This is a genomic window from Streptomyces sp. NPDC002573 (assembly GCF_042889625.1).
Taxonomy (GTDB): domain Bacteria; phylum Actinomycetota; class Actinomycetes; order Streptomycetales; family Streptomycetaceae; genus Streptomyces; species Streptomyces gibsoniae.
In genome coordinates, this window is sequence record NZ_JBIARC010000033.1 from 72118 (window position 1) to 95578 (window position 23461).

Here is a 23461-nt window from a genome sequence, read left to right on the forward strand (position 1 = left end):
TGGGGTGGGGGCGTGGGGGGCCCGGGTCGGCGACCCTCCGGGCGGGGGGGGGGGGGGCGCCCCCCGGGGGGGGGGGGGGGGGGCCCCGCCCCCCCCCCCCCCCGGCCCCGGTCGTGTCAGGACTCGGAAACCCCCCTCGGCGTCAGGACTCGGGTACCTCGCCCTCGGCGTCGGGACGGCGCCGGCCGATCCGGCGGCGGACCGCCGCGCCCCACCGGTCCATCCTCTCCCGGCCCACACCCAGGTAGCGCAGTACGCCCAGCAGCAGGAGCAGCAGAGCGAGTGTCACGGCAGAACCTCCCTCGGTATCTGCGTCGTCGGAAGTCGTCGGAAGCAACATGAAGGTGCCGGCGAATACCCGTGATTACCGGCAATTACCGGTCACTGCCGGAAGTTGTCAGAACTCGCCGCTGACCGTCGAGGCCAGATAGCCGTCCAGGTCCGGTGTCCCCGGCTGCACCACATGCCGCACCCAGGCGTCCCGTTCGTGCGCCATCGCGACCATCTCCCAGATGCACGCGGTGGCGCCGTGGGGCGCCGGCTGCCAGTCGGCCGGGTCGTCCCAGGTCGACAGCCACGTCCGGGTGTGCAGAATGACCTTGTTGCGGCTCCACCAGCCGACGACCGCGTAGCAGCCGTCGGGATCCTCGTGCAGCACGCTGTAGCCGTACGCGAGCGCGTCGCCGTACGCCTCGGGCAGCGTCCGCTCCACCGCGGCGCGCGCCGCCTGAACCACCTCCTCGGGCGGGACCGGCCGGGTGGCCGAGATCCCGTATCGCTTGACCGTCCAGCCCCGTACACGGTCGGGCGCGTAGGCCACCATGCGGCGGGGCGCGTACACCAGCGGAACTTCTCCCACAGCCATGGCCCGCAGGGTAGGCGGCGCTTCTCAGGACCCGCTGGTGACGGCCACAAGTCCGGCCGCGCCGACCATGAGCCGCCTTCGAGATGCACACCAGCGCGCTGGGCCACGATGAGCGCGTCCACCGACAAAGAGCGCGTCCACCGACAAAGGGATGGTGCGAAGTGCGCAGGCTGAGCAGCGAATCCGCGGTTCTCACCGACGAGTACGCGATACGGATCGGACGGTGGAGCCAGTACGCGGGCAGCGAGGCGCTGCCCTTCGGCGCGATGTGGTGCGTCGTTCCGCCCGGCGGCAGCAGCGCCCCGGACCACCACCCGGAGGTCGAACTCGCCGTCGTCGTCGGCGGACGGGCGGCCTTCGCCGTCGAGGGACGGGAGCCCGAGCCCACCCCGGTCGGCACGGCCGTCCTGCTCGACCCCGAGGAGCGGCACGTCATCCACAATCTGTCCGACACCGAGCCCGTGACGCTGCTGAGCATCTACTGGCTCCCCGAGGACCCGGAAGCCGCGACCGCCGGGAATGCCGAGGTGGCCCGTGACGCCCGCTGACGACGCGCGGGGGCCGGTCGCCGTACTGAGCCCGCCGCCGACCCCGAACGGCCCGCTGCACCTCGGCCATCTCTCCGGGCCCTACCTCGCCGCCGACATCGCCACCCGGGCGGCCCGCGCCCGGGGCGAACGGGTGCTGGCCGTGTGCGGGACCGACGACCACCAGAACTACGTCGTCACCAAGGCCGAGCAGCTGGGCCGCAAGCCCGACGAAGTCGCCGACGAGTACCGGGAGTTGATCCGGCAGGCGTTCTCCCTGGCCGGCATCGGCCACGACGTGTTCACGGCGCCGCGCGCCGACGCCGGGTACCGGGCGGCGGTCCTGCGGTTCCTGGAGGAGCTGCGCGAGAGCGGTCTCGTCCGGGACGGCGACTGGACCATGGCGGTGTGCGACGGCTGCCGGCGCACCCTGCACCACGCCTATGCGACCGGCGGCTGCCCGTCCTGCGGCGCGGCGATGGGCGGCGGCACCTGCGAGGGCTGCGGCGGCTTCACGACCGCCGCCGGCCTCGCCGACCTGCGCTGCGCCGGCTGCGGGAGCGTCTCGCGCCGGGTGCGCCACCACGGGCCCGTGTTCGCGCTGGGCCCGTACCGGGAGGCGCTGACCGAGATCTGGTCCCGGGCGCACATCCCGCCCCGGGTGCGCGTCCTGCTGGCCCGGCTGCTGGAGCAGGGGCTGCCGGACGTGCCGGTCACCTACCCCACGGACTGGGGCATCGAGACTTCCGACGGCACCGAGCGGCTCGACGTCTGGTTCGAAATGGGGCTGGCCTACCTGTATGTGATCGGCCGCCAGTTCGATCCGGCGGCTGTGAGCCTGGCGGACCACGCCCGGGCCTTCGCCGGACTCGGCGCCCTGTGGTCCTTCCTGGGCCTCGACAACGCCTTCTACTACGCGGTGCTGTTCCCGGCGCTGGCCGTGGCCGTCGGGGTGCCCCGTGACAAGGCGCTGACCGGGCTCGTGGTCAACGAGTTCTACCGGCTGGACGGGCGGAAGTTCTCCACCAGCCGCGGCCATGCCGTCTGGGCGCACGAGACGCTCGCCGAGCGGGATCCGCGCGCCGTCCGGCTCTTCCTGTCCTGGGACCGCCCGGCCCCGTATGCCAGCAACTTCACCGCCGACGCCTTCGAGGCGAACGTACGACGCTGGCCGCTGAGCGCGACCGGGGCCGGTACCGGCGGTCCCCGCCAGGACCTCGCGCTCGTACGCGCCGAGCTGGACCGGGCCGAACAGGCCCTGTGCTGGGAGTCCTTCGACCCGGCTCTCGCCGCCCGCTGTCTGCTGCCCGCGGCGCTGGACACCGGGCACGCGCGGGCGCAGCAGCTGCTGGGTCTTCTCACCGGCCGCTCCGGCGGCCCCGGGCGCTGAGGGAGAGCCGATGCGGATCTGTGTCGTCGGTACGGGCGTCGCCGGCACCCTGCTGGCCTGGCATCTGCTGCGGGCGGACCCGAAGAACGAGGTGGAGCTGCTGGCCGCGCCCGGTGAGCTGCCCGGCGAGGCCACGGCGGCCTCCGGTGGCCTGGTGCGCGGCTACGAACCCGGCCCCGCCGCCTGCCGGCTCGCCTGCGAGAGCCTGGCCGAGCTGCGCTCCGACCCCCGGCTCGCCCGGTGGGCGGAGTACCGCGAAGGTGCCTCGGTGTACGCGCACGACGGGCGGGAGACCACGCAGCCGGTCGAGCAACTGGCCCTGATCGACAAGTATGTGCCGGGTTCCGCGGAACTCGCCGATGCCCCGGCCCTGGCCCGTGACCACGGTATCGCCGTCCCGGAGTACGCGTACGCGGTCGTCGAGCGGGCCGCCGGTCACATCCGCCCGGCCCGGCTGCGGGAGGCGGTCACCCGCGATGTGCTCGACCGCGGCGGCTCCCTCGGCACCGGGCTGGTCCACCGCGTCGTGCCGTCCCCCGACGGAGGAGTGGCGGTCGACTGCCCCGACGCCGAGCGCCGCTTCGACAGGGTGGTCCTGGCGACGGGCTGGCGCACCGGCGCCCTGCTGCACCGCAGCGGGCTGCCCGCCGGCGAGCTGCGCGTCAAGCTCATCCAGTACGACCTGTACACCGTCGCCGGCCGCCGGCCGCCGGGCTTCGTCGACGAGACGAGCGGCCTGTACGGGCGGCCGGACGGCACCGACGGCATGCTGCTCGGCGTGCCGAGCGACAGCTGGGACGAGGAGGCGGAGCGGCTGCGCGACTCGTACGCCCAGCGTGCCCGGGCCGAGGGGCACGCCGCGACGCGGCTCCCGGGCCTCGGGCTGGTCGCCCACCGGCGCGGCGTCGTGGCCGCCGACGCCTACTCCGCCTCGGGGCTGCTGGGGCTGCGGCCCACGGCCCTGCCGTCGCTGTTCACCTTCACCGGCGGCAGCGGCGGCGCCGCCAAGTCCGCGCTCGCCGCGGCCAGGCGGGCGGCCGGAGCGCTGCTCGACGGCCCGCTTCACGACTGACCGCCCGCCTCGTCAGGACGCCAACCCCAGTGAGGAGTCGCCATGGCCCGCGCCGCGCGCCGTACCCTGGCCGGCATCTGCCCGGACCGGGTGATCACCCCGGACCATCCCCGATACGACGCCACGCGTCTGCTCTTCAACGGCATGTACGACCACCGTCCCGCGCTGATCGTGCTGCCCCGCACCCCCGGTGAGCTCCAGGACGTGGTGCGCGCCGCACGCGACACGGGGCTGCCCGTGGCGGTGCGCGGCGCCGGCCACAACATCGCCGGTTCCGGCGGGGTGGAGGACGGCCTGGTGATCGACCTGAGGCTGCTGGACCGGGTCGAGCTCGACCCCGGCACCCGGACCGCGAGGGTCCAGGGCGGCGCCACCTGGGCGCAGTTCGACGCCACGGCCGCCCGGCACGGCCTCGCGGTCACCGGCGGCACGTTCGACACCACCGGCGTGGGCGGGCTGACCCTCGGCGGCGGGATCGGGCATCTGATGGGCAAGTACGGCCTGTCCTGCGACAACGTGCTGTCGTACGCCCTGACGACGGCCGAGGGCAGGCAGCTGACCGTGGACCCCGAGTCCGACCCCGAACTGGACTGGGCGCTGCGCGGCGCCGGGCACAACTTCGGCGTCGTCGACGAGTTCACCTTCCGGCTGCACCCCCTGGAGCGGGTGCACGGCGGCACCGTCGCCTACCCGCAGCACGAGATGGCCGCCGCGGTGCGACTGTTCCGGGAGCTGATGACCGAGGCGCCCGACGAGCTGGTGTGCATCCTGCTGCTGGAGCGGTACGGACCGGCGCAGATCCCGGCCGCGGTGATGAGCGTCAGCTACTGCGGCACGGACCCCGAGTACATCGCCTCGCTGGAGAAGCGACTGCGCGGCCCCGAGGTCCTGGACTGGCAGATCCAGGAACGGCCGTACATCGCGATGCAGCAGATCCTGGGCCAGCTGCGGTACGGGCTGCGTCACTACTGGAGCGCGCGCTGCACCGACCGACTGCCGGACGAGCTGGTGGAGACGCTCGTCCAGCGGTTCAAGGCGGGCAAGTGGCGCGGCGACTTCAACGACACCGTCTATCTGGAGGCGTTCCACGGTGCCGTGCGCCGGGAGCCGGAGCGGCCGTCGGCGGTCCCGTTCCGCACCGCCCGCTTCAATGTGACCGGCATGGCGATCTGGGAGCCGGACTGGGCCGACGAGGAGCAGATCGCCTGGGCGAAGTCGGTGTCCGCGGCGGCCGAGCCGTGGGCCGTGTCGGGCGACGGCTACATCAACTACGTGACGGACGGCGGGGCGGGCGGGGCCGCGGACCGGGTGGACCGGGTGGTGCGGATGTACGGCGTCGAGGGCCACCGGAGGCTGACGGAGCTCAAGCGGCGGCTGGACCCGGACAACTTCTTCCGGTCCAACTACAACATCGAGCCCGCCCGATGACCGCGCCGGACGGGGGAGCCCCGGACTACAACAACCGCTTCTTCGTCTCCAGCGCGGCCGAGACGGCGGGACCCGACCACGAGGTGCCGGTGGGGCACTACCACCAGGCGGGGCCGATGGTGTGGGCCGAGTTCCGCGGCGGGAAGGTGCTCATCGGCCGGCTCGTCGGCACCTGCGACCCGGACGGCACGCTCCATCTGGCGTACTGCCAGGCGCTGGACGGCGGCACGGTGGTGGCGGGGGAGTGCACCAGCACACCCGAGTACCTCCCGGACGGCCGGATCCGGCTGCGGGAGGAGTGGCGGCGCCTCGATGCGGCGGGTTCGTCGGGCGTCTCGTACATCGAGGAAGTGACCGCCGCGCAGGGGGCCGTCCTGGCGGAGACGGCCCTGTCCCCCGAGGGCGCCTAGGGTCCTGTCGTCAAACTCCCGCCGTCCGCCCGGAGGGCGGGCTCTGCGGCGGCGTGGGGGCCCCTCCCGCTCGAGCGAAGCCGAGAGTGGGGGAGCGTGCTCTGGGGGTACCCCCTGCTCGAAGAGCTTGGGGGAGTGCCGGGCGGAAGCCCTCGTACTGGATGTACGTGGGATTTCGCCCGGTGCGGCGGTGGGGGAGCGTGCATGGCGTCGCGGGGGCAGGCGGGAGTTTGACGACAGGACCTAGGGCGCGGCGCACCGGAGGAGACACCGACGCGCCGCCGGGGACGGAGATCCCCGGCGGCGCGTTCGTGTGTCCGCCCGGTCAGTTTCCGGCGTGCTCGTCCTCGCCGTCCTCGGCCAGGTCGTAGACGTACTGGCTGCGGACGGGGACGCCGGCGAACTTGCTCAGCAGCCGCGCGAAGTCCTTGCGGTCCCTGGCGGACCAGTCCTGCATGATTTCGCCGAAGTACTCCTGGCGCACCCGGTGCGCCAGGGCGGCCAGGTCGTGTCCCGCCTCGGTCAGCTCCAGGCAGGCGCGCCGGCTGTCGGCCTGCGACGGCACCCGCCGCACATAGCCCGCCTCGACGCTCGCCGCCACCAGCCGGCTCGCGCGTGAGGGGTCCACGGCGAGGCGCTCGGCGACCAGACCCACCGTCACCTCCTGGCCCGGCTCCTCGGGTTCCTCCTCGACGGCGTCGACCACGACGGTGTGCGTCAGGTCTATGGACCGGTCGAGACGACTCGTGACAAAGCGGCCAAGGGTCCGCTTGGTCTGGTTGCGCCGGATGCGGACCATGGCGCGCTCGACGGCGACCAGTGCGGGATCCGGCTCGGGGTCGGTCAGGGGGGCCGTGGGGGCGGCCTCGGAGGCGTCGGAGGAGGAGGTCGAGTCCACGGGCTTGGTCATGTCTCCATGGTAGCCGTTGACGTGTGACTTCGGCAGTTCTATGCTGAAGGCATGTAATTGACTTTGGCACGTATGTGCAATTGTCAAATAAATCCTTCGTTCCAGGGGGCTGCCCGTGTCCACCGCCCACGAGGCGCGCGACGGTGCCATCGCACCGCAGGCGACGCCGACCATGACCCATCAGCAGGTGATGCTCGTCTACTTCGGTCTGCTGTTCGCGATGCTGATGGCCACCCTCGACTCCTCCATCGTGGCCACCGCGGTGCCGACGATCGTCGGCGACCTCGGCGGACTCGACCGCATCGGCTGGGTCGGCGCGGCCTACATCCTCGCCACCAGCGCGGTGATGCCGCTCGCCGGCAAACTGGGCGACCTCCTCGGCCGCAAGCCGGTGTTCCTCGCCTCCACCATCGTCTTCCTGGCCGGCTCCGCGGCCTGCGGCGCGGCACAGAGCATGACGCAGCTCATCGTCTTCCGGGTGGTGCAGGGCATCGGCGGCGGCGGAGTGATGGCCGCGATGTTCGCCCTGACCGGCGATCTGTTCAGCCCCCGCGAACGCGCCAAGTACCAGGGGTACTCGGCAGGCGTCTTCGCCCTGTCCGCCATCGGCGGACCCCTCGCGGGCGGCTTCTTCTCCGACCACCTCACCTGGCGCTGGGTCTTCTACGTCAACCTGCCCATCGGCGCGATCGCCTTCGCGCTCGTCGCGGTCTTCCTCAAGGGCCGTACGCACGTGGAGCGTCCGCGCATCGACTATCTCGGCATGCTGCTGCTCTCCGGCGGACTCGTCGCCCTCGTCCTGGCCGCCAACTGGGCCGGCACCAAGTACGCCTGGGGCTCCCCGGTGGTGATCGGGCTCTTCACCGGCGCCGTCGCCCTGCTGGTGGCCTGGGTCCTCGTGGAGCGCCGGGCCGCCGAACCCGTCATCCCGCTGCATCTGTTCCGCGACTCGACCTTCGACATCTGCAACCTGGTGGCCCTGGTCGCGGGCCTGACCGGCTTCGGACTCGTCTTCTTCCTGCCGCTGTATCTGCAGATCTCCTCGGGCGCCACGGCCACCAACTCCGGCCTGCTGCTGCTCCCGATGATGTTCGGCCTGATGATCGCCTCCTTCGGGGTCGGCGGCGCCGTCGCCAAGAGCGGCCGCTACAAGTGGTTCCCGGTGGCCAGCATGGCCGTCTCCGGCGTCGCCGCCTATCTGCTCTCCACCATGGACGCCGACACCGGCAGAGTCACCTCCGGCTTCTACATGTTCCTACTCGGCGTCGGCGCGGGCCTGTCCCAGCAGGTGGTCGTCGTCGCCGTGCAGAACGCCGCGCCGCCCCGCGACATGGGCGCCGCGACCTCCACGGTCACCTTCAGCCGAATGCTCGGCACCTCCTTCGGTGTCTCCGTGTTCGCGACGATCCTCAACCACCGGCTGGGCCACGAGATCCCCCGGTATCTCTCGGCGAAGGACGCGAGCCGTCTGCCGTCGGGCGGATCCATCGGCCCCGAGTGGCTCAAGCACCAGCCGCAGAGCCTGCGCGACGGACTGGCCCAGGCCTACGCACATGCGCTCAGCCCGGTCTTCCTGACCGCCGCGGTGATCCTCGCCGTGGGCTTTGCCGCCTCCCTGTTCCTCAAGGACGTCGTGCTCGAACAGCGCGGCTGGGGCGGCGCCGACACCGAGACCCCCGCCGAGGCCGCCGGCTGACCGGCGGGGGTTCACCCCGCAGTCCCTTCCCCGTCGTCCCCCGGGCGGGGAGGGGACGGCCCAGCCGGCCCGCACCTCCCGTACCTGCCTCGCACCTTCGCACCTTCGTACCTCCACAACCCCGCCTCACCGGGCGGGTCGGGAAAGGAAACACCGATGCCGGTCTGGAAGCGGCTCGCGGTCTGGCCCGCGGGCTCCCGCACCAAGTGGGCGGTCCTGCTGCTCTGGCTCTTACTCGCCTTCGTGGCGGGGCCGCTGGGGTCCAAGCTCACCTCGGCCCAGAGCAACGACGCCACCGCCTGGCTGCCCAAGAGCGCCGAGTCCACCCTCGCCTTCGAGGCGGGCAAGCACCACTTCGGTGTCGGCAACACCCTGCCGGCGGTGGTGGTCTACTCCCGCGACGGCGCCGTCACCCCCGAGGACCGGGCGAAGGCCGACGCGGATCGCGCCCGCTTCGCCCGCTACAGCGACGGCGCCCTGGCGCCGGTCGCCGCCTCCCAGGACCACAAGGCGCTGCTTCTCACGGTTCCGCTGACCATGCACGGCGACGACGGCTTCAACCAACTCGTCGACCACGTCAAGGACATGCGTCACCAGGCCCGTACGGGCGCCCCCGGCGGTCTCCAGGTCGACGTCACCGGACCCGGCGGTTCGGCCGCCGACCTCGCCGGTGTCTTCGGCGGCGTCGACGGGCCCTTGCTGCTGGCCACCATCGCCGTCGTCGCCCTCGTCCTGCTGCTGACCTACCGCAGTCCCGTCCTCTGGCTCGTCCCGCTCCTCTCCGTCGGCCTGAGCGCGGCCCTGGCCAACGCGGTCGTCTATCTGCTGGCCACCCACGCCGGACTCGTCGTCAACGGCCAGAGCGCGAGCGTGCTCACCGTCCTCGTGTTCGGCGCGGGCACCGACTACGCCCTGCTGCTCATCGCCCGCTACCGCGAGGAACTGCGCCACCACACCAACCGCCACGAGGCGATGGCGCTCGCGCTGCGCCGCTCGCTGCCCGCGATCCTCGCCTCCGCCACCACCGTCACACTCGGCCTGCTCTGTCTGCTCGCCGCGCGCATGAACTCCACCCGCGGCCTCGGCCCGGTGGCGGCCGTCGGCATCGTCGTCGCCTACCTCGCCATGACCACCCTGCTGCCCGCCCTGCTGGTGGTCCTCGGCCGCTGGCTGTTCTGGCCGTTCGTGCCGCGCGCCGGCGCCGACACCACCACGGACGAGGAACACGGCGCCTGGGGACGCATCGCCCGCTGGGTGGCCCGCCGTCCGCGCACCATCTGGCTCGTCGGCGCCGTCGCGCTGGCCGCCTGCGCCCTCGGCGGTCTCGGTCTGCGCACCGGACTGACCCAGGCGGACTCGTTCACCACCACCCAGGAGTCCGTCGTCGGCCAGAGCGTCGTGGCCCGGCACTTCCCGGCCGGCTCCGCCTCCCCCTTCGACGTCTACGCCGCCGCCGACCGTACGACCGAGGTCACCGCGGCACTCGAACGCACCCATGGCGTCGCCCGCGTCCTGGACCCGCAGCGGTCCGGCGACTGGGTGCATCTCAAGGCCGTGCTCGCCGACCCGCCCGACAGCAAGGCCGCCGAACACACCATCGAGCAGGTCAGGGACGCGGTGCACGCCGTGCCCGGCTCCTCGGCCCTGGTGGGCGGCGACACCGCGACCCGGCTGGACACCGCCCGCGCCTACACACACGACGAACGGACCGTCATCCCGCTCGTCCTCGCCGTCGTCTTCCTGGTGCTCGTCGCCCTGCTGCGGGCCCTGGTCGCGCCGGTGCTGCTGCTCGCCAGCGTGGCGCTGTCCTTCCTCGCCGCCCTCGGCGTCTCCGTCCTGCTCTTCCGCGGTATCGGGCATCCGCGCTCGGACGAGTCGCTGATCCTGATGGGCTTCTTGTTCCTGGTCGCCCTCGGCGTCGACTACACCATCTTCATGGTGACCCGGGCCCGGGAGGAGGCCGCCGTACGCGGTCACGCGGCCGGTGTGGTGCGCGCGGTCGCGGTCACCGGTGGCGTGATCACGAGCGCGGGGCTGGTGCTGGCCGCCACGTTCTCCGTGCTCGGTGTCCTGCCCGCGGTGAGCATGCTGCAGATGGGTCTGCTCGTCGCGGTCGGCGTCCTGTTCGACACCCTGCTGGTACGCACCCTGCTCGTTCCCGCGCTCGCCCTGGACGTCGGTCCCCGGCTGTGGTGGCCGAGCGCACTCGCCCGCCAGGCGGCGCCGGCGGCGGCCCGGGGCGCTGTCCCGGTGCCGGGACCGGCCCGCACGGGAGAGTCCGGAGCCTCGGAGTCCGCCACCGCGCGACCCCGCCGCTGAACCTCGCCCGACTCCCGTACAACCCCCGTACGACGGCCGTACGGCGTCGGGAACGACTGCCAAGGAGGCACGGTCACCATGGCCGCACCCAACCACCACCGCATCGGCGACCAGGAGCGGGAGACCGCCGCCCGGCAACTGGGCGAGCACTTCGCGAGCGGCCGTCTGACCAAGAGCCAGCTCGACGAACGGCTCGGCGTGGTGCTCGCCGCCGAGACCGCGCCAGCCCTGAACGAGGCGCTGCACGACCTGCCGGAGCCTTCCGTGCCGGTGCCGGATCTCAAGCGCCGGGGCCGGTGGGCCGCTGTCGCCGCCCGGCTGAAGTCGCGGCGCGGCACCCGCGCCCTGGCCCTCGTCCTCGCCGCCTGGGGGGCCGGCGGGATCCTCTTCGGCGCGGACTGGCTGCTGTCCTGGCCGGGCCGGCTGCTGCTCGTGGGCGGGATCGCGGTGGCGCTGCTGGGCGGCCGCCCCCACCGCACCGGCCACGATCGCCGTCCGGGCCGCGTACGGGGCGGCCCGGACGGCCACTTCCCGGGCGGAGACCGACCGATGGGCCACGGCGGCCCCTTCGGTCACGGCGGCGGACGCCCCGGCCGAGGCGGCCGCGGCCATGGCTCCCACCCCCGACTCCCGTCGGTGTGACATCCCCCGCGCACTGACGGGCCACGTGGCCCGGGAAGCACGTCAGACGTGCTCCCCGGGCCACTCCCATGCCGTCGGCGCCCCGGCGCGACCTACCGACCGGAACCGCGCAACCGGAACGCCCGGCCGGTACCCGTCCCCACGACGGGCCCGGCCGGGCGCGATCCGCTGTCCCCCCGGCCCGCTCAGCCGGCCGGTGCGGCCTCCGTGCGGGCCACCCGCTCGATCCGCTCCTTGATGGCACTCATCTGCACCTTCGTGTTCTTCAGCAGATGCTCGGCCATCTCCGGGTCGCCGTAGGGCAGTTCGTCCCGGACGTGGAAGTCCTGCACCCACCGCATCTCGACCCCGCCCGAGGGGAGCGTCCGGTACTCCCAGAAGATGTTCATGTACGCGAAGGGCCCGGTCTCGATCCGGTGCGCCCGCACCGTGCGCGTCCGCACGTCGGTGGTGCGCTCCGAGACCCACGACCGCTGGATCCCCTCCTCGTCCGGATGCATCGTCAGCCGGAACCGCACGGTGTCACCGTCCCGGTCGAGGATCTGCACCGACGCGTACTCGGTGAACAGGTCCGGCCAGGACGCGACATCGTTCGTCATCCCCCAGACGAGGTCCATGGGGGCCTCGATCACCACACTGGACTCGGTGTGCCCGGCGGCCATGGTCACGCCCCCGCCTTCTGCGCGGCCACGTACTCGATCAGCGCGCCCGGCGTCTCGATGTCGTTGAGCGCCTCGTCCGGGATGGCCACGCCCAGCCGCCCCTGCACCTGGGTCACCACTTCGAGGACGGCCAGCGAGTCGTACCCGAGGTCGGTGAACGCGGTGTCGCCGATGTCGCCGTCCAGGTTCACCGATTCACCCGTGCCCACACAGTGCCGCATGATCTCGCGGAGGCCGTCGAGGGTCAGTTCGTCCATGTCTGTCTCCGTTCCGTGACGAGTCGTCGAGGTCGTTGAGGAGCTGAGCGCTTGCCGGGGCGCGGGGCGGGAACCGTCGAGGGCTCCCGCCCCGCGCCCTGCCGCCTGAGCCGGCCGGTCAGGCGACGGACTTGACCACCACGGCCGCGTTGAACCCGTTGTGGCCACGGGCGATCACCAGCGCCGTACGCACCCGCGCCTCCCGGGGGTCCCCGAGGATCAGGTCGACCGGGCAGTCGGGCGAGACGTCGGTGACGTTCAGGGTCGGCGGGATCACCCCGTGCCGCAGGGACAGCAGGGCCGCGACGAGGTCGACGGTCGGCCCCGCCGCGTACATCCGGCCGGTGGCCGTCTTCGGCACGGTCACCGCCACCCCGCCGGGCCCGAACACACCGGCCAGGGCCTCGCACTCCAGCCGGTCCAGACGCGGCACGCCGTAGCCGTCGGCGAACACCACGTCCACGTCCTCGGGGGCGGTCCGCGCATCGGCGAGGGCGCCCTCGATCGCGCGCCGGAGGTTCGGCCCGCGCCCGGTGCGCGGATGCGGGTCGAAGGCGGTCGCGTAGCCGGCGATCTCCCCGTACGGCCGCACCCCGCGGGCCCGGGCCGAGGCGGCCTCCTCGACCAGCAGGATCGCCCCGCCCTCGCCCGGCGCGTACCCGTGGGCCGCCACGTCGAAGGGGAGATAGGCACGGCCGGGGTCCGTGTCGAGGCTCACCAGACCCGGCGGGATCTGCCCCACCAGCCCGGAGGGGGAGAAGGACGAGTCGGTGCCGCCCGACAGCGCGAACGTACTGCCGTTGCGGATCACCCGCCGCGCCTGCCCGACGCAGTCGAGACCGCCGGCCTGGTCGGTGATGAACACCCCGCTCTGGCCGCGCATCCCGTACCGGATGGAGATCTGGCCGGAGTTGGCCGCGTAGAACCAGGCGATGGCCATGTACGCGCCGACCTGGGACGGCCCCTTGGCGTACAGGTTCTGCATCTCCCGCTGGCCGAACTCGGCGCCGCCCGTCGCGTTCGCGGTGACGACGCTCATCTCGTACTCGGGCTGCTCCGCGGGGTCCAACTCGCCGTCGCGCAGCGCCTCGTCGGCGCAGACGAGTCCGAACTGCGTCATCAGCGCGGTCTCCACCACCACCCGGCTGGGGAGCAGATCGCCCGCTACGAAGTCGGGCACCTCGCCGATGACCTTGATCGGATAGCCGGAGGGGTCCATGCGCGTCATCGGGCCGAGCCCGCTGCGGCCGTCCAGCGCGGCCGCCCAGTACGCCTTGGTCCCGATGCCGGTCGGCGCCAGTACGCCGAGCCCCGTCACCACCGCTCGGCGTGTCATGCGTACGTCCTCTCCGGTGCGGCCACCACGATGGCGCTCTGGAAACCGCCGAACCCGCTGCCGACGCTGAGCACCGCGTCGGTGCGCTGTTCCCGGGCGGTGACCGGCACATAGTCCAGATCGCACTCGGGGTCGGGGACGGACAGGTTGGCGGTCGGCGGGATCGCGTCGCGGTCGATCGCCAGACAGCAGGCGGCGACCTCGATGGCGCCGATCGCGCCGAGCGAGTGCCCGATCATCGACTTGATGGAGCTGACCGGCGTCTCGTACGCGTGGTGCCCCAGACTGGCCTTGAACGCGGCCGTCTCGTGCCGGTCGTTCTGCTTGGTGCCCGAGCCGTGCGCGTTGATGTAGTCGATGTCCTCCGGGTTGAGCCGCGCCTGGCCCAGGGCGACCCGGATCGCCTCGGCCATCTCCCGCCCGTCGGGCTTGAGTCCGGTCATGTGGTAGCCGTTGGCCCGGCTCGCGTAGCCGCGTACCTCGCAGTACACGCGGGCGCCGCGGCGCAGGGCGTGCTCCCGCTCCTCGAAGACCATCACGGCCGAACCCTCGCCGAGGATCAGCCCCTTGCGGTCGCGGTCGAAGGGCCGGCACGCGTGCTCGGGGTCGTCGTTGGCGGTGGACTGGGCGCGCAGGGTGTCGAAGCACGCCACCGTGACGGGCGAGACCGGCGCGTCCGTGCCGGCGGCCAGCACCACGTCGGCGCTGCCCTCCCGGACCAGTTCGAAGCCGTGGCCGAGCGCGTCGATGCCCGAGGTGCAGCCGGTGGACACGAGCGCCACCGGGCCCTCGGCGCCCACGGTCCAGGCGACCTCGGCCGCCATCGAGCTCGGCACCATCACGTCGTACAGCTGGGGCACCGCGTACTCCGGGTCCACAAGCCACTTGCGGCCGCCGTCGCTGAGGACGACGTACTCGCGCTCCATCAGCTCGGTGCAGCCGATGGCGTTGCCGAGCGACACGCCGACCCGGGACGGGTCCAGCGCGTCCGGGGCCAGACCGCTGTCGGTCAGCGCCTCCCGCGAGGCGACCAGCGCGAGCTGACCCGCCCGGTCCAGGCGGCGGGCCTCCTGCGGGGAGAGCCCGTTCGCCGCCGGGTCGAAGTCGATCTCGGCCGCGACCTGGCAGCGGAAGCCGGACGGATCGAAGTGCGTGATCCGCCGGGTCATCGAGCGGCCGGCCATCAGGGTGTCCCAGAACGCCGGCACACCGAGGCCGCCGGGGGCCGCCACGCCGATGCCGGTGACGACGACACGCCGCTCGCTCATGCGCGCCCCCCGACCTGGGGGAGGCCACCCTCGCCGGGCAGCTCCTCGGTGTCCACGTGCCCCAGGTCGGGGCGCGGGGCGAGCGGGCCGAGGAAGAAGACCGCGAACAGGTCCTCCTCGCCGTCGTTGTCCATCCGGTGCCGTACGTTCTTCGGCACCATGAACGAGTCACCGGCCGACAGCTTGACCGGCTGTCCGTCGAGGCGGAGCGTCATCTGTCCGCGCACGATGTAGAAGAACTCCTCGGAGTACGGGTGGTAGTGCTCGGAGACGAACTCCCCGGGCAGCAGGGTCCCCGCACCCATGAAGCCGGCGGTGGCGCCGCAGGTCTTCGGGCTCAGGAGGACGCGCAGGTCGCCGCCCCGGCGACGATTCGGCTCCACGTCGGTGAACGCGACCTTCCCGGGTTCTGTCCGCGGGGCTGGGGGCATGGCAATCTCCTTCTCCGACCAGGTGGGGCCCCGTCCACACAGCGGCACGCCAGGGCCGAGTCGAAGAATGACAACGGGCTCTCCAAGGAGCCTGGGGAGCATCTGAAGACCCCCGGCCGGCGGTTCCCGGCCCGTCGGCGGGCACGGGGCGTGCGGGCAGGCCGGGCGCGGGGCGGGGCGTCCGTGTACGTCCGGACGGGCGCTCTCCGATGGCGGCTTCCCGGGTGCGACGCGACGATCCAGGAAGGGACTGTCCGGCTGTATGACCTGAGGGCTGTTGGTGGACCTGTCATGCCGCTTCCTGCATCGGGCGGACACCGGGATCCGCCCCCGGGGCCGCTGGCCCCGAACGGCGACCCCCTGCTGGCGGCGCGGTTCACAGTGCCCACCCCGCCCCGCACCTGTCTGCGCAGACCACGCCTGACGGAGAGGCTGGAACAGGGCGTCGAAGGTCCCCTGACGCTGGTCAACGGCCCCGCCGGCGCGGGCAAGACCCTGCTCGTCGCCGACTGGATCACCGCCGGGGGCGCCCCGGGCCGCACGGCATGGCTGACGGTGGCGGCCGACGACAACGCGCCCGGCGTGTTCTGGACCTACGCCCTGGAGGCCCTGCGCCGCCACGGCCTGGAGGCCCCCGAGGACATCGGCAGTCCGGCCCGCCCCGGCGAGGTGGACCACTCCCTGCTGACCAGGCTCGCCGCACGGCTCAGCCGGCGGACGCAGCCCCTGATCCTCGTCCTCGACGAGTTCGACCGGATCGTGACCTCGACCGAGGTCGCCGAGCAACTCCAGTTCGTCCTGCGTCACGCGGGCGGCGGGCTCCGCCTGCTGATCATCAGTCGTACGGAGCCCCTGCTGCCGCTGCACCGGTACCGGGCCGCCGGCGAGGTCACCGACATCCGCGGCGCCGACCTCGCCCTCGGACCGCAGGAGACCGCCGCGCTCCTCGACCGCCACGGCCTGCGGCTGTCGGACGCCGGCACCCGGGCCCTGACCGAGCGGACCGGTGGCTGGGCGGCCGGTCTGAGGCTGTGCATCCTCGCGGCGCAGGGCGCCGATGACCCGGAGACCTTCCTGAAGGACTTCGAGGCGGGCCGCAGCACCCTCGCCGACTTCCTGCTCGCCGAGGTGCTCGACACCCAGCCGGCCGAGACCCAGGACCTGCTGCTGCGCACCAGCATCCTCGAACAGATCCATCCCGGGCTCGCGGGCGCCCTCACGGGCCGTGACGACGCCGAACGGATCCTCGCGGCCCTGCAGCGCGCCAACGCCTTCGTGGAGAGCATCGGCGGCGCCTGGTACCGGCTGCACCCCCTGTTCGCCGAGATCCTCCGGGTCCATCTGCGCGTCAGGCACCCCGGCCTGGAGCCCGAGCTCCACCGCAGGGCGGGGCGCTGGCTGTGCGAGGCCGGACTGCTCACCGAGGCCCTCCCGCACGCCGCGGCGGCCGGCGACTGGGAGCCGGCCACCACCCGGTTCATCGCGGAACCGGCGATCGGACGGCTGCTCACCGGACTCGACGCCGAACGCCTCGACGCACTCTTCTCCCGGATGCCCCCGGACGCCCGGGGACCGGCCGCGGACCTGGTGCGCGCCGCCCGCGCACTGGCCTCGCACGACCTCGACCGGGGCCTCGGCCATCTGTACCGCGCCGAGCGGCACCTGCCAGCCGACGATGCCCCCGAGTCCGCCGCCCTGCGCCTGAGCTGTGCCCTGCTGCGTGTCCTCGCCGCCCGGACGACCGGGTCGGCCGACCTCGCCGAGGCCGCCGCCCGGGACGCGGAGACGGCCCGGCGCGCGCTGCCCGCCGACCGGCTCGCCCGGCATCCGGAACTGTCCGCCCTGCTGCTCAGTGACCTGGGGTCGGCCCAGCTGTGGGCGGGACGCCTGGAGGCTGCCCGGTCCGCCCTGAGCGCCGCCGCACTGGTGGATGACGGTCCGCAGACCGCGCACCTGCGGCAGGAGTGCCTCGGCGGGCTGGCCCTGATCGACTTCCTGCACGGCCGACAGGGCCACGCCGAGACCCACGCCGGGGAAGCGGTCGCCGAGGCCGAGCGGGCCGGTCTGCCGCCCGCCGCCCGGGCCGGCGTCGCCCAGCTGGTGCTGGCCGCCGTGGCCATCGAACGCGACGACCTCGCCGCGGCCCGTACCCACCTCGACCACGCCGCCGCGGCGGCCCCGCGCGAGCCGCTCGTCACCGCCGGCCTGGCCCTGCTGCGGTCACGTCTGCTGCTCGCCCGGGGAAGATCACGGGCGGCGCTGCGGCTGGTGGCCGCGCTGGGACCACCGTCCGCCACCGTCGAACCCTCGCCCTGGCTGCAGGAGCGGGTGGCCCTGGCGATGGCCGCCGCCCATCTCGCCGAGGGCCGTGCCGAGGTCGCGTCCCGAGTGCTGGAGGGGGCCCTCGGCGAGCGAGGCGGGGGAGCGGAGACCCTGGTGGCGGCGGTGCGCGCCCATCTCGCCGCCGGCGACGACGAGGCGGCTCAGCTCCTGCTCGCACGGCTCCACGTCGGCCGGGGCGAGGGGCCGGGCATCACGGTACGGGTACTGCTCGCGCGGGCCCAGGCCGCGGACGCACGGGGCGACGACGCCGAGGCCCACCGCCTGGTCGCCCGGGCCCTCACGGTGGCCCGCCCCGAGCGTCTACGACGGCCGTTCCTGGAGTGCGGCACCTGGCTGCGGCGACTGGCGCGGCGGCGGACCGCCCTGGCCCAGGGCCACGAGTGGCTGGGGGCCGGGCCGATGGGCCCCGCCCCCGTGCGCGACGCCCTCGAGGACGGTGTGCCCGCGCCCGTGACGGAGGCGCTCAGCGAGCGTGAGCACGAGGTGCTCCAGCGGCTTGCCCAGCTGATGTCGACGGAGGAGATCGCGGCCGACCTGTATCTGTCGGTGAACACCGTCAAGACCCATCTGAAGAGCCTCTACCGCAAGCTGGCGGTCACCCGGCGCGGCGAGGCCGTACGCCGCGCCAGGGAGCTGGACCTCCTGTGAGGCCCCGGACGGAGCGCGGATCACCCCGGCAGATGCCGCAACTCCACCACAAGCAGGCCCAGCGACCGGCAGCGCGCCAGCAGGCCGTACAGCTGCGCCTCGTCGGTGACCTGGCCGAACAGCACGGTCTGGTCCGACACGACGCAACTGTCCAGCTCCGGGAACGCCTCGCTCAACGCCCTCGGCAGCGGTCCGTCGACCCGGATCTCGTAGTGCATGCCGGCCCGGTCACCTCCGCCTGCCGAGGCCCGGGAAGGTCCCGCGGTCGGACACGCACAGCGCCCAGATGATGAGCCCGTACAGCACGATCAGGAGGAGCGACCACTCCAGGTAGTACGGGGCGGACAGGACGCGGACGGCGATCACCGCGGCCGTCAGGGCCACCCCGAGGACCCTCGCCCAGGCCGCTGCCGCCAGCAGCCCGAAACTCACGGCCACGGCGACGACTCCGAGGCACAGATGGACCCAGCCCCACCCCGTCACATGGAATCTGAAGACGTAGTCGCGGGTGGCGACGAAGACGCCGTCCTGGGTGATCGCCATGATGCCCCGGTAGATCGCGAGGACACCGGAGCAGAACATCATCACGGAGGCGAACAGGGTCAGGCCGATGGCTGCCGCTGCCGTCAGAGCGCCGGGCGAGCGACGAGGGGACGAGGTGGTGGCGGCCATGGGAGTTCTCCTTTCCGTGCCCGGCTGCCGTGCGCAACCGCTCTCCAGTGAGCGTGCGCCCCTTCGTCCGTGCGGTCCTCACCCGCCAGGGGTGACATCGGGATCCTCCGGACGCCGGTGACCGGGGGTCGCGGTCCTCGGCGGGGCTCCACGACATGCGCGTTCCGCCATTCGGCCGCATGCTGAAACGGCCCACCACACCAGGCCGCACAGGCCGACCACCTACGGGAGGTCCTGTGATCCTGATTGCCCTCCTCGTGCCGGTCCTGATGATGGCCATCCTCTTGGGGATGGCCGCCTTCGAGGAATTCCTCTTCCTACGCCCGACATCCACGGACGACCCCAACCCTCCGGCCGACGAGGCGCAGACGCCTTCGCCCTGAGGCGCCGAGAGACACATCCGGAGCCCGGAGCCCGGAGCCCGGACTCCGGTCGGCGGACGGCGGCGGCTGTCGGTGATCCGTAGGCGACCTGTCGGCGGCCGCTGCCACCGTGGGTGACGGGCCGGCCCTTCGTGGACGGCCACGACCGTAGAGTCGCCCACCGAGGGAGCCCGCAGCCATGCCGTCCGCACCACCCATGCCGCCCGTAGTTCCCTGGGACGTCCACCGGCTGCCGCGTGCCGACGGCGCCGTCTTCCTCGTCACCGGCGGCAACGCGGGCATCGGCTACTTCATCGCGGAGCAACTGTCCACCACCGGAGCCACGGTGGTGCTGGGCAGCCGGAACCCGGCGAGGGCGGAAGCCGCCCTGACCTCGCTCCGCTCCCGGGTCCCCGGCGCCCGGGTGTCCGCCCTGCGGCTGGACCTCGCCGACCTGTCGTCGCTGGAGGCCGCCGTGGCGTCGCTCGCTCCGGCCCGGCTCGACGCGGTGGTCCTCAACGCCGGGGTCGCCCTCGACGACCCGCCGCGCCGGGAGACCGGCGCCGGCCACGAGCTCATGTTCGGCACGAACCACCTCGGGCACTTCGCGCTGACCCGGTGGCTGATGCCGTTGCTGTCCGCCGCCCCGGCGGCCCGCGTCGTCACCGTGGGCAGCTTCGCCGCGAAGTCCGAAGGGCTGGACCTCGCCGACCTCCAGTCCCGCCGCGACTACCGGCCCGGACGCGCCTACGGCCGCTCGAAGCTCGCCCAGATGTACTTCGCCCTCGAACTCGACCGCCGGCTGCGCGCACGCGACGCCACGGTGGCGAGCGTCCTGGTCCATCCCGGCGGTGCCCTGGACTCTCTCACCCCGTCACGGCCACCCGTGCACGAACGGACCGTCGGCGCCTGGCTGCGCGCCCGGCCCGCCGGCCTCGTCCTCCAGGGCAAGCACGCGGGCGCCTGGCCCGCGGTGAGAGCCGTGCTCGACCCGGCCGTGCGCGGCGGCGGGCTGTGGGGCCCGCGCGCCTACGGTCTGCGCGGCAGGCCCCGTCCGGCCCCGCTGTGGGCCCATCTGAACCGACACCTCGGTCGCCGCCCGGCTGTGGGACGCCAGCCGTGAGCTGACCGGCGTCGACCCCGTCCCCGAGCCCTGACGGCGGCCCCGTGATCACGCGGCCCGGCCGCCGGCGCCCACGCAGGTGAGGTCCCTCCGCAGCGTGCGGTAGGGTTTACCTGCGTGATCACGCGGAACACCGCGGACGACGCACCGGGACGTGGCGCAGCTTGGTAGCGCACTTGACTGGGGGTCAAGGGGTCGCAGGTTCAAATCCTGTCGTCCCGACGGTGCAAGTAGGGCTCGGAGCCCAGGTCAGGGCCTTGTTCTCGCTACGGCGAGGCAGGGCCCTCGATCGTTTCGGGACCCCTGCGCGGACGAAGACCGGCTTGAGGTGCTTCTCGGGCAGGGCGTCCGGGAGTTGCTCCCGGTCGAGGGCGTGGGAGACGACCCGCGCGGGATCGACGCGGCCGGAGCGGGCGAGGTCGAGGGCGTCGGGGATGTGTCCCCGGACGTTGTCGCGTGCGACGCGCAGGGTGACGCCGGTGAGGTACATGTCGAGCAGGGGCAGCTCGCCGGGGCGGAAGTGGTTGCCCGCCGACTCGCAGACGCCCTCCGGGGCCAGGCACCTGACGGCCAGCGCGACCTGGTCGACGCGGCCGGTGGCCTCCACCGCGATGTCGAAGCGGTGCGGGAGGGATTCGAGGGTCTCGGCGGTGGCCGCGCCGAAGCCGCGGGCGAGCGCGCGGTGCTCCGGGTCGGGGCCGACGTAGAGAGCACCTCGGAGGCGCCGAGCGCGCGGGCGATGTCGCACACGTACAGGCCGATGCTGCCGCGGGCGACGACCAGGAAGCGGGCTCCGGGCCGGTTCTTCAGGTGCGGGGTCACCAGGCGCCAGGACAGGGACCAGTTGTCACCGGCCGAGGCCATGGCGACGGGGTCGAGGCCCGCGGGCAGGGGGACCAGCATGGCGTCCGCCCAGGGGACGCGCACCAGGTCGGAGAACAGTCCGCCCCAACTCCCGCCGATCGGCGCGCCGTACATGGCCATGTGCGGTACGGCCGTACAGTGCGCGGTCAGCCCGGCGCGGCAGTTGTCGCAGGTGCCGCAGTTGACGGAGCAGGGGACGACCACCAGGTCACCGGGCGCGACGGACGTCACCGCGTCGCCGGTCTCCACGACCCGGGCCACGCACTCGTGACCGAGGGTGAACGGCGGCTCGATGAAGCCGTGTCCCGCCAGGATCGCGGTGTCGACGTCACAGGAGGTCGCGGTGACCGGGGCGACGATCGCCTCCTCGTCGGACCGGAGCGTGGGGTCGGGCGCCTCGCGCCATGCGACGGTGTTCCGGGCGACGGAGGTCAGTTCACGCATCGGCCCGCTGCCCCTTCGCGAGCGAGATCAGGTCGGCGTGGCGGATGACCGAGCCGCCGGCGCCCCAGGTGCCGTCGGGCTGTTCGTGCACCAGCACCCACACCCGCTGGGCGTCGCCCGTCGAGAGCCCGGCGGCGTCGAGCACGGTCCTGGTGACGTCCGCCACCAGGCCGGTCCTGCGCCGCTCGGACAGCGCCCCCTCGGGCACGGTCACCTCCACGAGGAAGCGGGGCGCGTCGTCCTCGGCCGTGGTCTGCGCGTCTTCGGGCAGCTCGACCAGGTAGCTCCACGCCTGGGCGCGGAAGAACGCGGTGTCGGGCGCTCCCTCCCAGCGCAGCAGGACGGCGGCCAGTTCGCGCTGGACACGCTCGCGCCCCTCCTCGGTCAGGGCGCCGGACGGAACGGTGAGCCGGATCATCGGCATGACGAAGTCTCCCTTCGTGCTCTGCGCACGCTTATAACGGTCGTTATAACCGGAGCTCACGCTAGAATATGGCGAGCGTTATAACCAGAGGGGAGCAGGAGCTTGGCCAAGCCCGGCGCACCGTCGCGCGAGCGCCTTCTGATCGGTGCCGCCGACATGATCAGCAGGCGCGGACTGAACGCGACCAGCATCCGGGAGCTGGCCAAGCACGCTCAGGCGCCGCTCGGTTCGACCTACCACTTCTTCCCCGAGGGCAAGCAGCAGTTGGCCACCGAGGCGGTGAACTACGCCGGTGAGGCGGTCGCCCGCATCCTGCGCGAGGAACTGGACGCGGGCCCGATCGCCGGTTTGCGCGCCTTCCTGGCACTGTGGCGCGGAATCGTCGTCGACAGCGACTTCCGGGCCGGCTGCCCCGTGCTGGCCGTCTCGGTCGAGGAGCCGCCGACCGACGAGATTCCCCCGGCCCTGGCGGCCGCCGCAGAGGTGTTCGAGGTCTGGGAGGGGCTGCTGACCGAGGCGCTGACCAGGCAGGGCGCCGACCCTGACCGGGCGGCCGGGCTCGCGGCCCTCATCGTGGCGTCCGTCGAGGGCGCCATCGCCATGTGCCGGGCCAAGCGCAGCATGCAGCCCCTCGGCCGGGTCGCCCGGCAACTGGAGACGCTGATCGCCGACGCAGTCGACCGCTCGGCCTGACGACCCAGGGGCCCCGGGCTCGGGCGCCGATCGCCGCGACCTTCTCCTCGGTCCCTTCCGGACGGCCCGCGGTGGCGCCTATCGGTGGTGCGGCGGCCGAGGCGGCGCCGGTGGGATGGTGTCCGTGCCGGGGGCGGGTTCGGGCCAGACGAGCAGGACAGGGCAGGGGGCGTGGTCGACGACGAAGCGGCTGGCGGGGCCTAGGCTGTGGGGCCCGAGGCGGGTGCGGTCGCCGTCCCGGGCGAGGACGAGCAGATCGGCGCCCTCGGCGGCGGCCACGACCTCCCGTTCCACGCGGCCGGTGCGCTCCTGCCGGGTGCACGGCCGTCCTAGGCGTTCCGCGGCCGCGGCCAGGAGGTGTTCGCCGGCGGCGGTGGCCAGGTGCTCCAGCGCGGTCCCGGGGTCGCGCTCGGGGTGCGCGCGGCCGAGCAGTCCGGCGAAGGCGCCATGGGCGGCGCCCGGCGCGCCGGGGTCGGCGACATGCAGCAGCACGATGTCGGCGCCCTCGGGGGCATGGGTTCTGGCGGCCTCCACACAGGCGGGCCAGGTGCCTTCGACGATCCAGGCGATGACGGTCACGGTTGTTCGGCCTCCGATCCCTTGGGGCGAGGCCCACAGTGCCACCCGGACGACCGTTCCCGCACCCGGATCGCCGACCGGTTCACCTCCGGCCGG

General features: G+C 73.3%; 23 protein-coding genes, 1 tRNA gene and 2 pseudogenes. 13 read left to right on the forward strand and 13 right to left on the reverse strand.

Annotated elements, in window-relative coordinates:
• Positions 1–142 precede the first annotated feature (142 nt).
• Positions 143–289, reverse strand: coding sequence for a hypothetical protein (locus ACFYX0_RS28005; protein WP_355907985.1), 147 nt, complete (start codon positions 287–289; stop codon positions 143–145).
• Between the two features lie 108 nt (positions 290–397).
• Positions 398–865, reverse strand: coding sequence for a hypothetical protein (locus tag ACFYX0_RS28010; RefSeq protein WP_388974102.1), 468 nt, complete (start codon positions 863–865; stop codon positions 398–400).
• A 161-nt stretch (positions 866–1026) separates the two neighbouring features.
• Here ACFYX0_RS28010 and ACFYX0_RS28015 point away from each other — a divergent pair, with 161 nt between their 5' ends.
• The 5 genes from ACFYX0_RS28015 to ACFYX0_RS28035 are packed head-to-tail and all read left to right on the forward strand — an operon-like array spanning position 1027 to position 5692.
• Complete coding sequence (locus ACFYX0_RS28015) at positions 1027–1413, forward strand: cupin domain-containing protein (protein ID WP_355907979.1); 387 nt, start codon at positions 1027–1029, stop codon at positions 1411–1413.
• Positions 1400–2782, forward strand: coding sequence for a class I tRNA ligase family protein (locus tag ACFYX0_RS28020; protein WP_388974103.1), 1383 nt, complete (start codon positions 1400–1402; stop codon positions 2780–2782). Before ACFYX0_RS28015 ends, ACFYX0_RS28020 begins: the two co-directional genes overlap by 14 nt.
• Before the next feature lie 10 nt (positions 2783–2792).
• Positions 2793–3854 (forward strand): NAD(P)/FAD-dependent oxidoreductase, encoded by a 1062-nt coding sequence (locus tag ACFYX0_RS28025; RefSeq protein WP_388974105.1) that lies wholly within the window; start codon positions 2793–2795, stop codon positions 3852–3854.
• A gap of 42 nt (positions 3855–3896) precedes the next feature.
• Positions 3897–5282 (forward strand): FAD-binding oxidoreductase, encoded by a 1386-nt coding sequence (locus ACFYX0_RS28030; RefSeq protein WP_388974107.1) that lies wholly within the window; start codon positions 3897–3899, stop codon positions 5280–5282.
• A complete protein-coding gene (locus ACFYX0_RS28035) occupies positions 5279–5692 on the forward strand; it encodes a hypothetical protein (RefSeq protein WP_388974109.1) in 414 nt (137 codons plus the stop codon). The genes ACFYX0_RS28030 and ACFYX0_RS28035 overlap by 4 nt, the downstream gene beginning before the upstream one ends.
• Before the next feature lie 325 nt (positions 5693–6017).
• Here the strand turns inward: ACFYX0_RS28035 and ACFYX0_RS28040 are convergent, their stop codons facing one another.
• Complete coding sequence (locus tag ACFYX0_RS28040; protein WP_388974110.1) at positions 6018–6602, reverse strand: MarR family winged helix-turn-helix transcriptional regulator; 585 nt, start codon at positions 6600–6602, stop codon at positions 6018–6020.
• Positions 6603–6717: 115 nt separating this feature from the next.
• Between ACFYX0_RS28040 and ACFYX0_RS28045 the strand changes: the two genes are divergently transcribed.
• From ACFYX0_RS28045 to ACFYX0_RS28055, 3 genes are all read left to right on the forward strand, one after another.
• Positions 6718–8298: an MDR family MFS transporter gene (locus tag ACFYX0_RS28045; protein WP_388974112.1), complete on the forward strand. Its 1581-nt coding sequence runs from the start codon at positions 6718–6720 to the stop codon at positions 8296–8298.
• Positions 8299–8454: 156 nt separating this feature from the next.
• Complete coding sequence (locus ACFYX0_RS28050; RefSeq protein ID WP_388974113.1) at positions 8455–10617, forward strand: MMPL family transporter; 2163 nt, start codon at positions 8455–8457, stop codon at positions 10615–10617.
• A gap of 78 nt (positions 10618–10695) precedes the next feature.
• On the forward strand, positions 10696–11259 hold the full coding sequence (locus ACFYX0_RS28055; protein ID WP_388974115.1) for a DUF1707 domain-containing protein: 564 nt from the start codon (positions 10696–10698) through the stop codon (positions 11257–11259).
• A 185-nt stretch (positions 11260–11444) separates the two neighbouring features.
• Here ACFYX0_RS28055 and ACFYX0_RS28060 read toward each other — a convergent pair whose 3' ends face one another.
• The 5 genes from ACFYX0_RS28060 to ACFYX0_RS28080 all read right to left on the reverse strand — a co-directional run bounded on the left by ACFYX0_RS28060 (position 11445) and on the right by ACFYX0_RS28080 (position 15213).
• Positions 11445–11921: an SRPBCC family protein gene (locus tag ACFYX0_RS28060; RefSeq protein ID WP_311691659.1), complete on the reverse strand. Its 477-nt coding sequence runs from the start codon at positions 11919–11921 to the stop codon at positions 11445–11447.
• A gap of 2 nt (positions 11922–11923) precedes the next feature.
• A complete protein-coding gene (locus ACFYX0_RS28065; protein ID WP_311691549.1) occupies positions 11924–12178 on the reverse strand; it encodes an acyl carrier protein in 255 nt (84 codons plus the stop codon).
• 118 nt (positions 12179–12296) lie between these two features.
• Positions 12297–13514: a ketosynthase chain-length factor gene (locus ACFYX0_RS28070; protein ID WP_355907952.1), complete on the reverse strand. Its 1218-nt coding sequence runs from the start codon at positions 13512–13514 to the stop codon at positions 12297–12299.
• Positions 13511–14782 (reverse strand): beta-ketoacyl-[acyl-carrier-protein] synthase family protein, encoded by a 1272-nt coding sequence (locus tag ACFYX0_RS28075; RefSeq protein WP_388974117.1) that lies wholly within the window; start codon positions 14780–14782, stop codon positions 13511–13513. Before ACFYX0_RS28075 ends, ACFYX0_RS28070 begins: the two co-directional genes overlap by 4 nt.
• Positions 14779–15213, reverse strand: a complete 435-nt coding sequence (locus ACFYX0_RS28080; RefSeq protein ID WP_311691555.1) for a cupin domain-containing protein — start codon at positions 15211–15213, stop codon at positions 14779–14781. The genes ACFYX0_RS28075 and ACFYX0_RS28080 overlap by 4 nt, the downstream gene beginning before the upstream one ends.
• A gap of 291 nt (positions 15214–15504) precedes the next feature.
• Here ACFYX0_RS28080 and ACFYX0_RS28085 point away from each other — a divergent pair, with 291 nt between their 5' ends.
• On the forward strand, positions 15505–18204 hold the full coding sequence (locus tag ACFYX0_RS28085; protein WP_388974118.1) for a LuxR C-terminal-related transcriptional regulator: 2700 nt from the start codon (positions 15505–15507) through the stop codon (positions 18202–18204).
• A gap of 20 nt (positions 18205–18224) precedes the next feature.
• Here the strand turns inward: ACFYX0_RS28085 and ACFYX0_RS28090 are convergent, their stop codons facing one another.
• Both ACFYX0_RS28090 and ACFYX0_RS28095 read right to left on the reverse strand, forming a co-directional pair.
• The gene (locus tag ACFYX0_RS28090; protein ID WP_388974120.1) at positions 18225–18422 is read right to left on the reverse strand and encodes a hypothetical protein; all 198 of its coding nucleotides are present in this window, start codon (positions 18420–18422) and stop codon (positions 18225–18227) included.
• A gap of 10 nt (positions 18423–18432) precedes the next feature.
• The gene (locus ACFYX0_RS28095; protein WP_388974122.1) at positions 18433–18876 is read right to left on the reverse strand and encodes a hypothetical protein; all 444 of its coding nucleotides are present in this window, start codon (positions 18874–18876) and stop codon (positions 18433–18435) included.
• Positions 18877–19112: 236 nt separating this feature from the next.
• On the opposite strand from ACFYX0_RS28095, the gene ACFYX0_RS28100 reads away from it, so the two are divergent.
• The 3 genes and pseudogenes from ACFYX0_RS28100 (at position 19113) to ACFYX0_RS28110 (ending at position 20583) form a co-directional block, all read left to right on the forward strand.
• Entirely contained in the window at positions 19113–19259 is a 147-nt protein-coding gene (locus ACFYX0_RS28100) for a hypothetical protein (RefSeq protein WP_355907938.1), read from the forward strand.
• A gap of 178 nt (positions 19260–19437) precedes the next feature.
• A pseudogene (locus tag ACFYX0_RS28105) lies at positions 19438–20395 on the forward strand (SDR family NAD(P)-dependent oxidoreductase).
• A gap of 114 nt (positions 20396–20509) precedes the next feature.
• Positions 20510–20583: transfer RNA gene (locus ACFYX0_RS28110), tRNA-Pro, on the forward strand.
• Between the two features lie 82 nt (positions 20584–20665).
• Here ACFYX0_RS28110 and ACFYX0_RS28115 read toward each other — a convergent pair.
• A pseudogene (locus ACFYX0_RS28115) lies at positions 20666–21669 on the reverse strand (zinc-binding dehydrogenase); the annotation flags it as partial.
• Positions 21662–22093, reverse strand: a complete 432-nt coding sequence (locus ACFYX0_RS28120) for a 4-oxalocrotonate tautomerase family protein (protein ID WP_388974124.1) — start codon at positions 22091–22093, stop codon at positions 21662–21664. The gene ACFYX0_RS28120 and the pseudogene ACFYX0_RS28115, both read right to left, overlap by 8 nt.
• A gap of 102 nt (positions 22094–22195) precedes the next feature.
• Here ACFYX0_RS28120 and ACFYX0_RS28125 point away from each other — a divergent pair, with 102 nt between their 5' ends.
• Positions 22196–22786 carry a TetR/AcrR family transcriptional regulator gene (locus tag ACFYX0_RS28125; RefSeq protein ID WP_388974126.1) on the forward strand — a complete coding sequence of 197 codons (591 nt, stop codon included), beginning with the start codon at positions 22196–22198 and terminating at the stop codon, positions 22784–22786.
• 78 nt (positions 22787–22864) lie between these two features.
• On the opposite strand, the gene ACFYX0_RS28130 is transcribed toward ACFYX0_RS28125, so the two are convergent.
• Positions 22865–23365, reverse strand: a complete 501-nt coding sequence (locus ACFYX0_RS28130) for a universal stress protein (RefSeq protein WP_388974128.1) — start codon at positions 23363–23365, stop codon at positions 22865–22867.
• Between the last annotated feature and the right edge of the window lie 96 nt (positions 23366–23461).

Excerpts from the sequence above, each read along its gene's own strand:
- ACFYX0_RS28010 (WP_388974102.1), bottom strand. The coding sequence starts at position 865 with ATGGCTGTGGGAGAAGTTCCGCTGGTGTACGCGCCCCGCCGCATGGTG.
- ACFYX0_RS28025 (WP_388974105.1), top strand. The coding sequence starts at position 2,793 with ATGCGGATCTGTGTCGTCGGTACGGGCGTCGCCGGCACCCTGCTGGCC.
- ACFYX0_RS28030 (WP_388974107.1), top strand. The coding sequence starts at position 3,897 with ATGGCCCGCGCCGCGCGCCGTACCCTGGCCGGCATCTGCCCGGACCGG.
- ACFYX0_RS28035 (WP_388974109.1), top strand. The coding sequence starts at position 5,279 with ATGACCGCGCCGGACGGGGGAGCCCCGGACTACAACAACCGCTTCTTC.
- ACFYX0_RS28040 (WP_388974110.1), bottom strand. The coding sequence starts at position 6,602 with ATGACCAAGCCCGTGGACTCGACCTCCTCCTCCGACGCCTCCGAGGCC.
- ACFYX0_RS28050 (WP_388974113.1), top strand. The coding sequence starts at position 8,455 with ATGCCGGTCTGGAAGCGGCTCGCGGTCTGGCCCGCGGGCTCCCGCACC.
- ACFYX0_RS28055 (WP_388974115.1), top strand. The coding sequence starts at position 10,696 with ATGGCCGCACCCAACCACCACCGCATCGGCGACCAGGAGCGGGAGACC.
- ACFYX0_RS28060 (WP_311691659.1), bottom strand. The coding sequence starts at position 11,921 with ATGGCCGCCGGGCACACCGAGTCCAGTGTGGTGATCGAGGCCCCCATG.
- ACFYX0_RS28065 (WP_311691549.1), bottom strand. The coding sequence starts at position 12,178 with ATGGACGAACTGACCCTCGACGGCCTCCGCGAGATCATGCGGCACTGT.
- ACFYX0_RS28070 (WP_355907952.1), bottom strand. The coding sequence starts at position 13,514 with ATGACACGCCGAGCGGTGGTGACGGGGCTCGGCGTACTGGCGCCGACC.
- ACFYX0_RS28075 (WP_388974117.1), bottom strand. The coding sequence starts at position 14,782 with ATGAGCGAGCGGCGTGTCGTCGTCACCGGCATCGGCGTGGCGGCCCCC.
- ACFYX0_RS28080 (WP_311691555.1), bottom strand. The coding sequence starts at position 15,213 with ATGCCCCCAGCCCCGCGGACAGAACCCGGGAAGGTCGCGTTCACCGAC.
- ACFYX0_RS28085 (WP_388974118.1), top strand. The coding sequence starts at position 15,505 with ATGCCGCTTCCTGCATCGGGCGGACACCGGGATCCGCCCCCGGGGCCG.
- ACFYX0_RS28090 (WP_388974120.1), bottom strand. The coding sequence starts at position 18,422 with ATGCACTACGAGATCCGGGTCGACGGACCGCTGCCGAGGGCGTTGAGC.
- ACFYX0_RS28095 (WP_388974122.1), bottom strand. The coding sequence starts at position 18,876 with ATGGCCGCCACCACCTCGTCCCCTCGTCGCTCGCCCGGCGCTCTGACG.
- ACFYX0_RS28120 (WP_388974124.1), bottom strand. The coding sequence starts at position 22,093 with ATGCCGATGATCCGGCTCACCGTTCCGTCCGGCGCCCTGACCGAGGAG.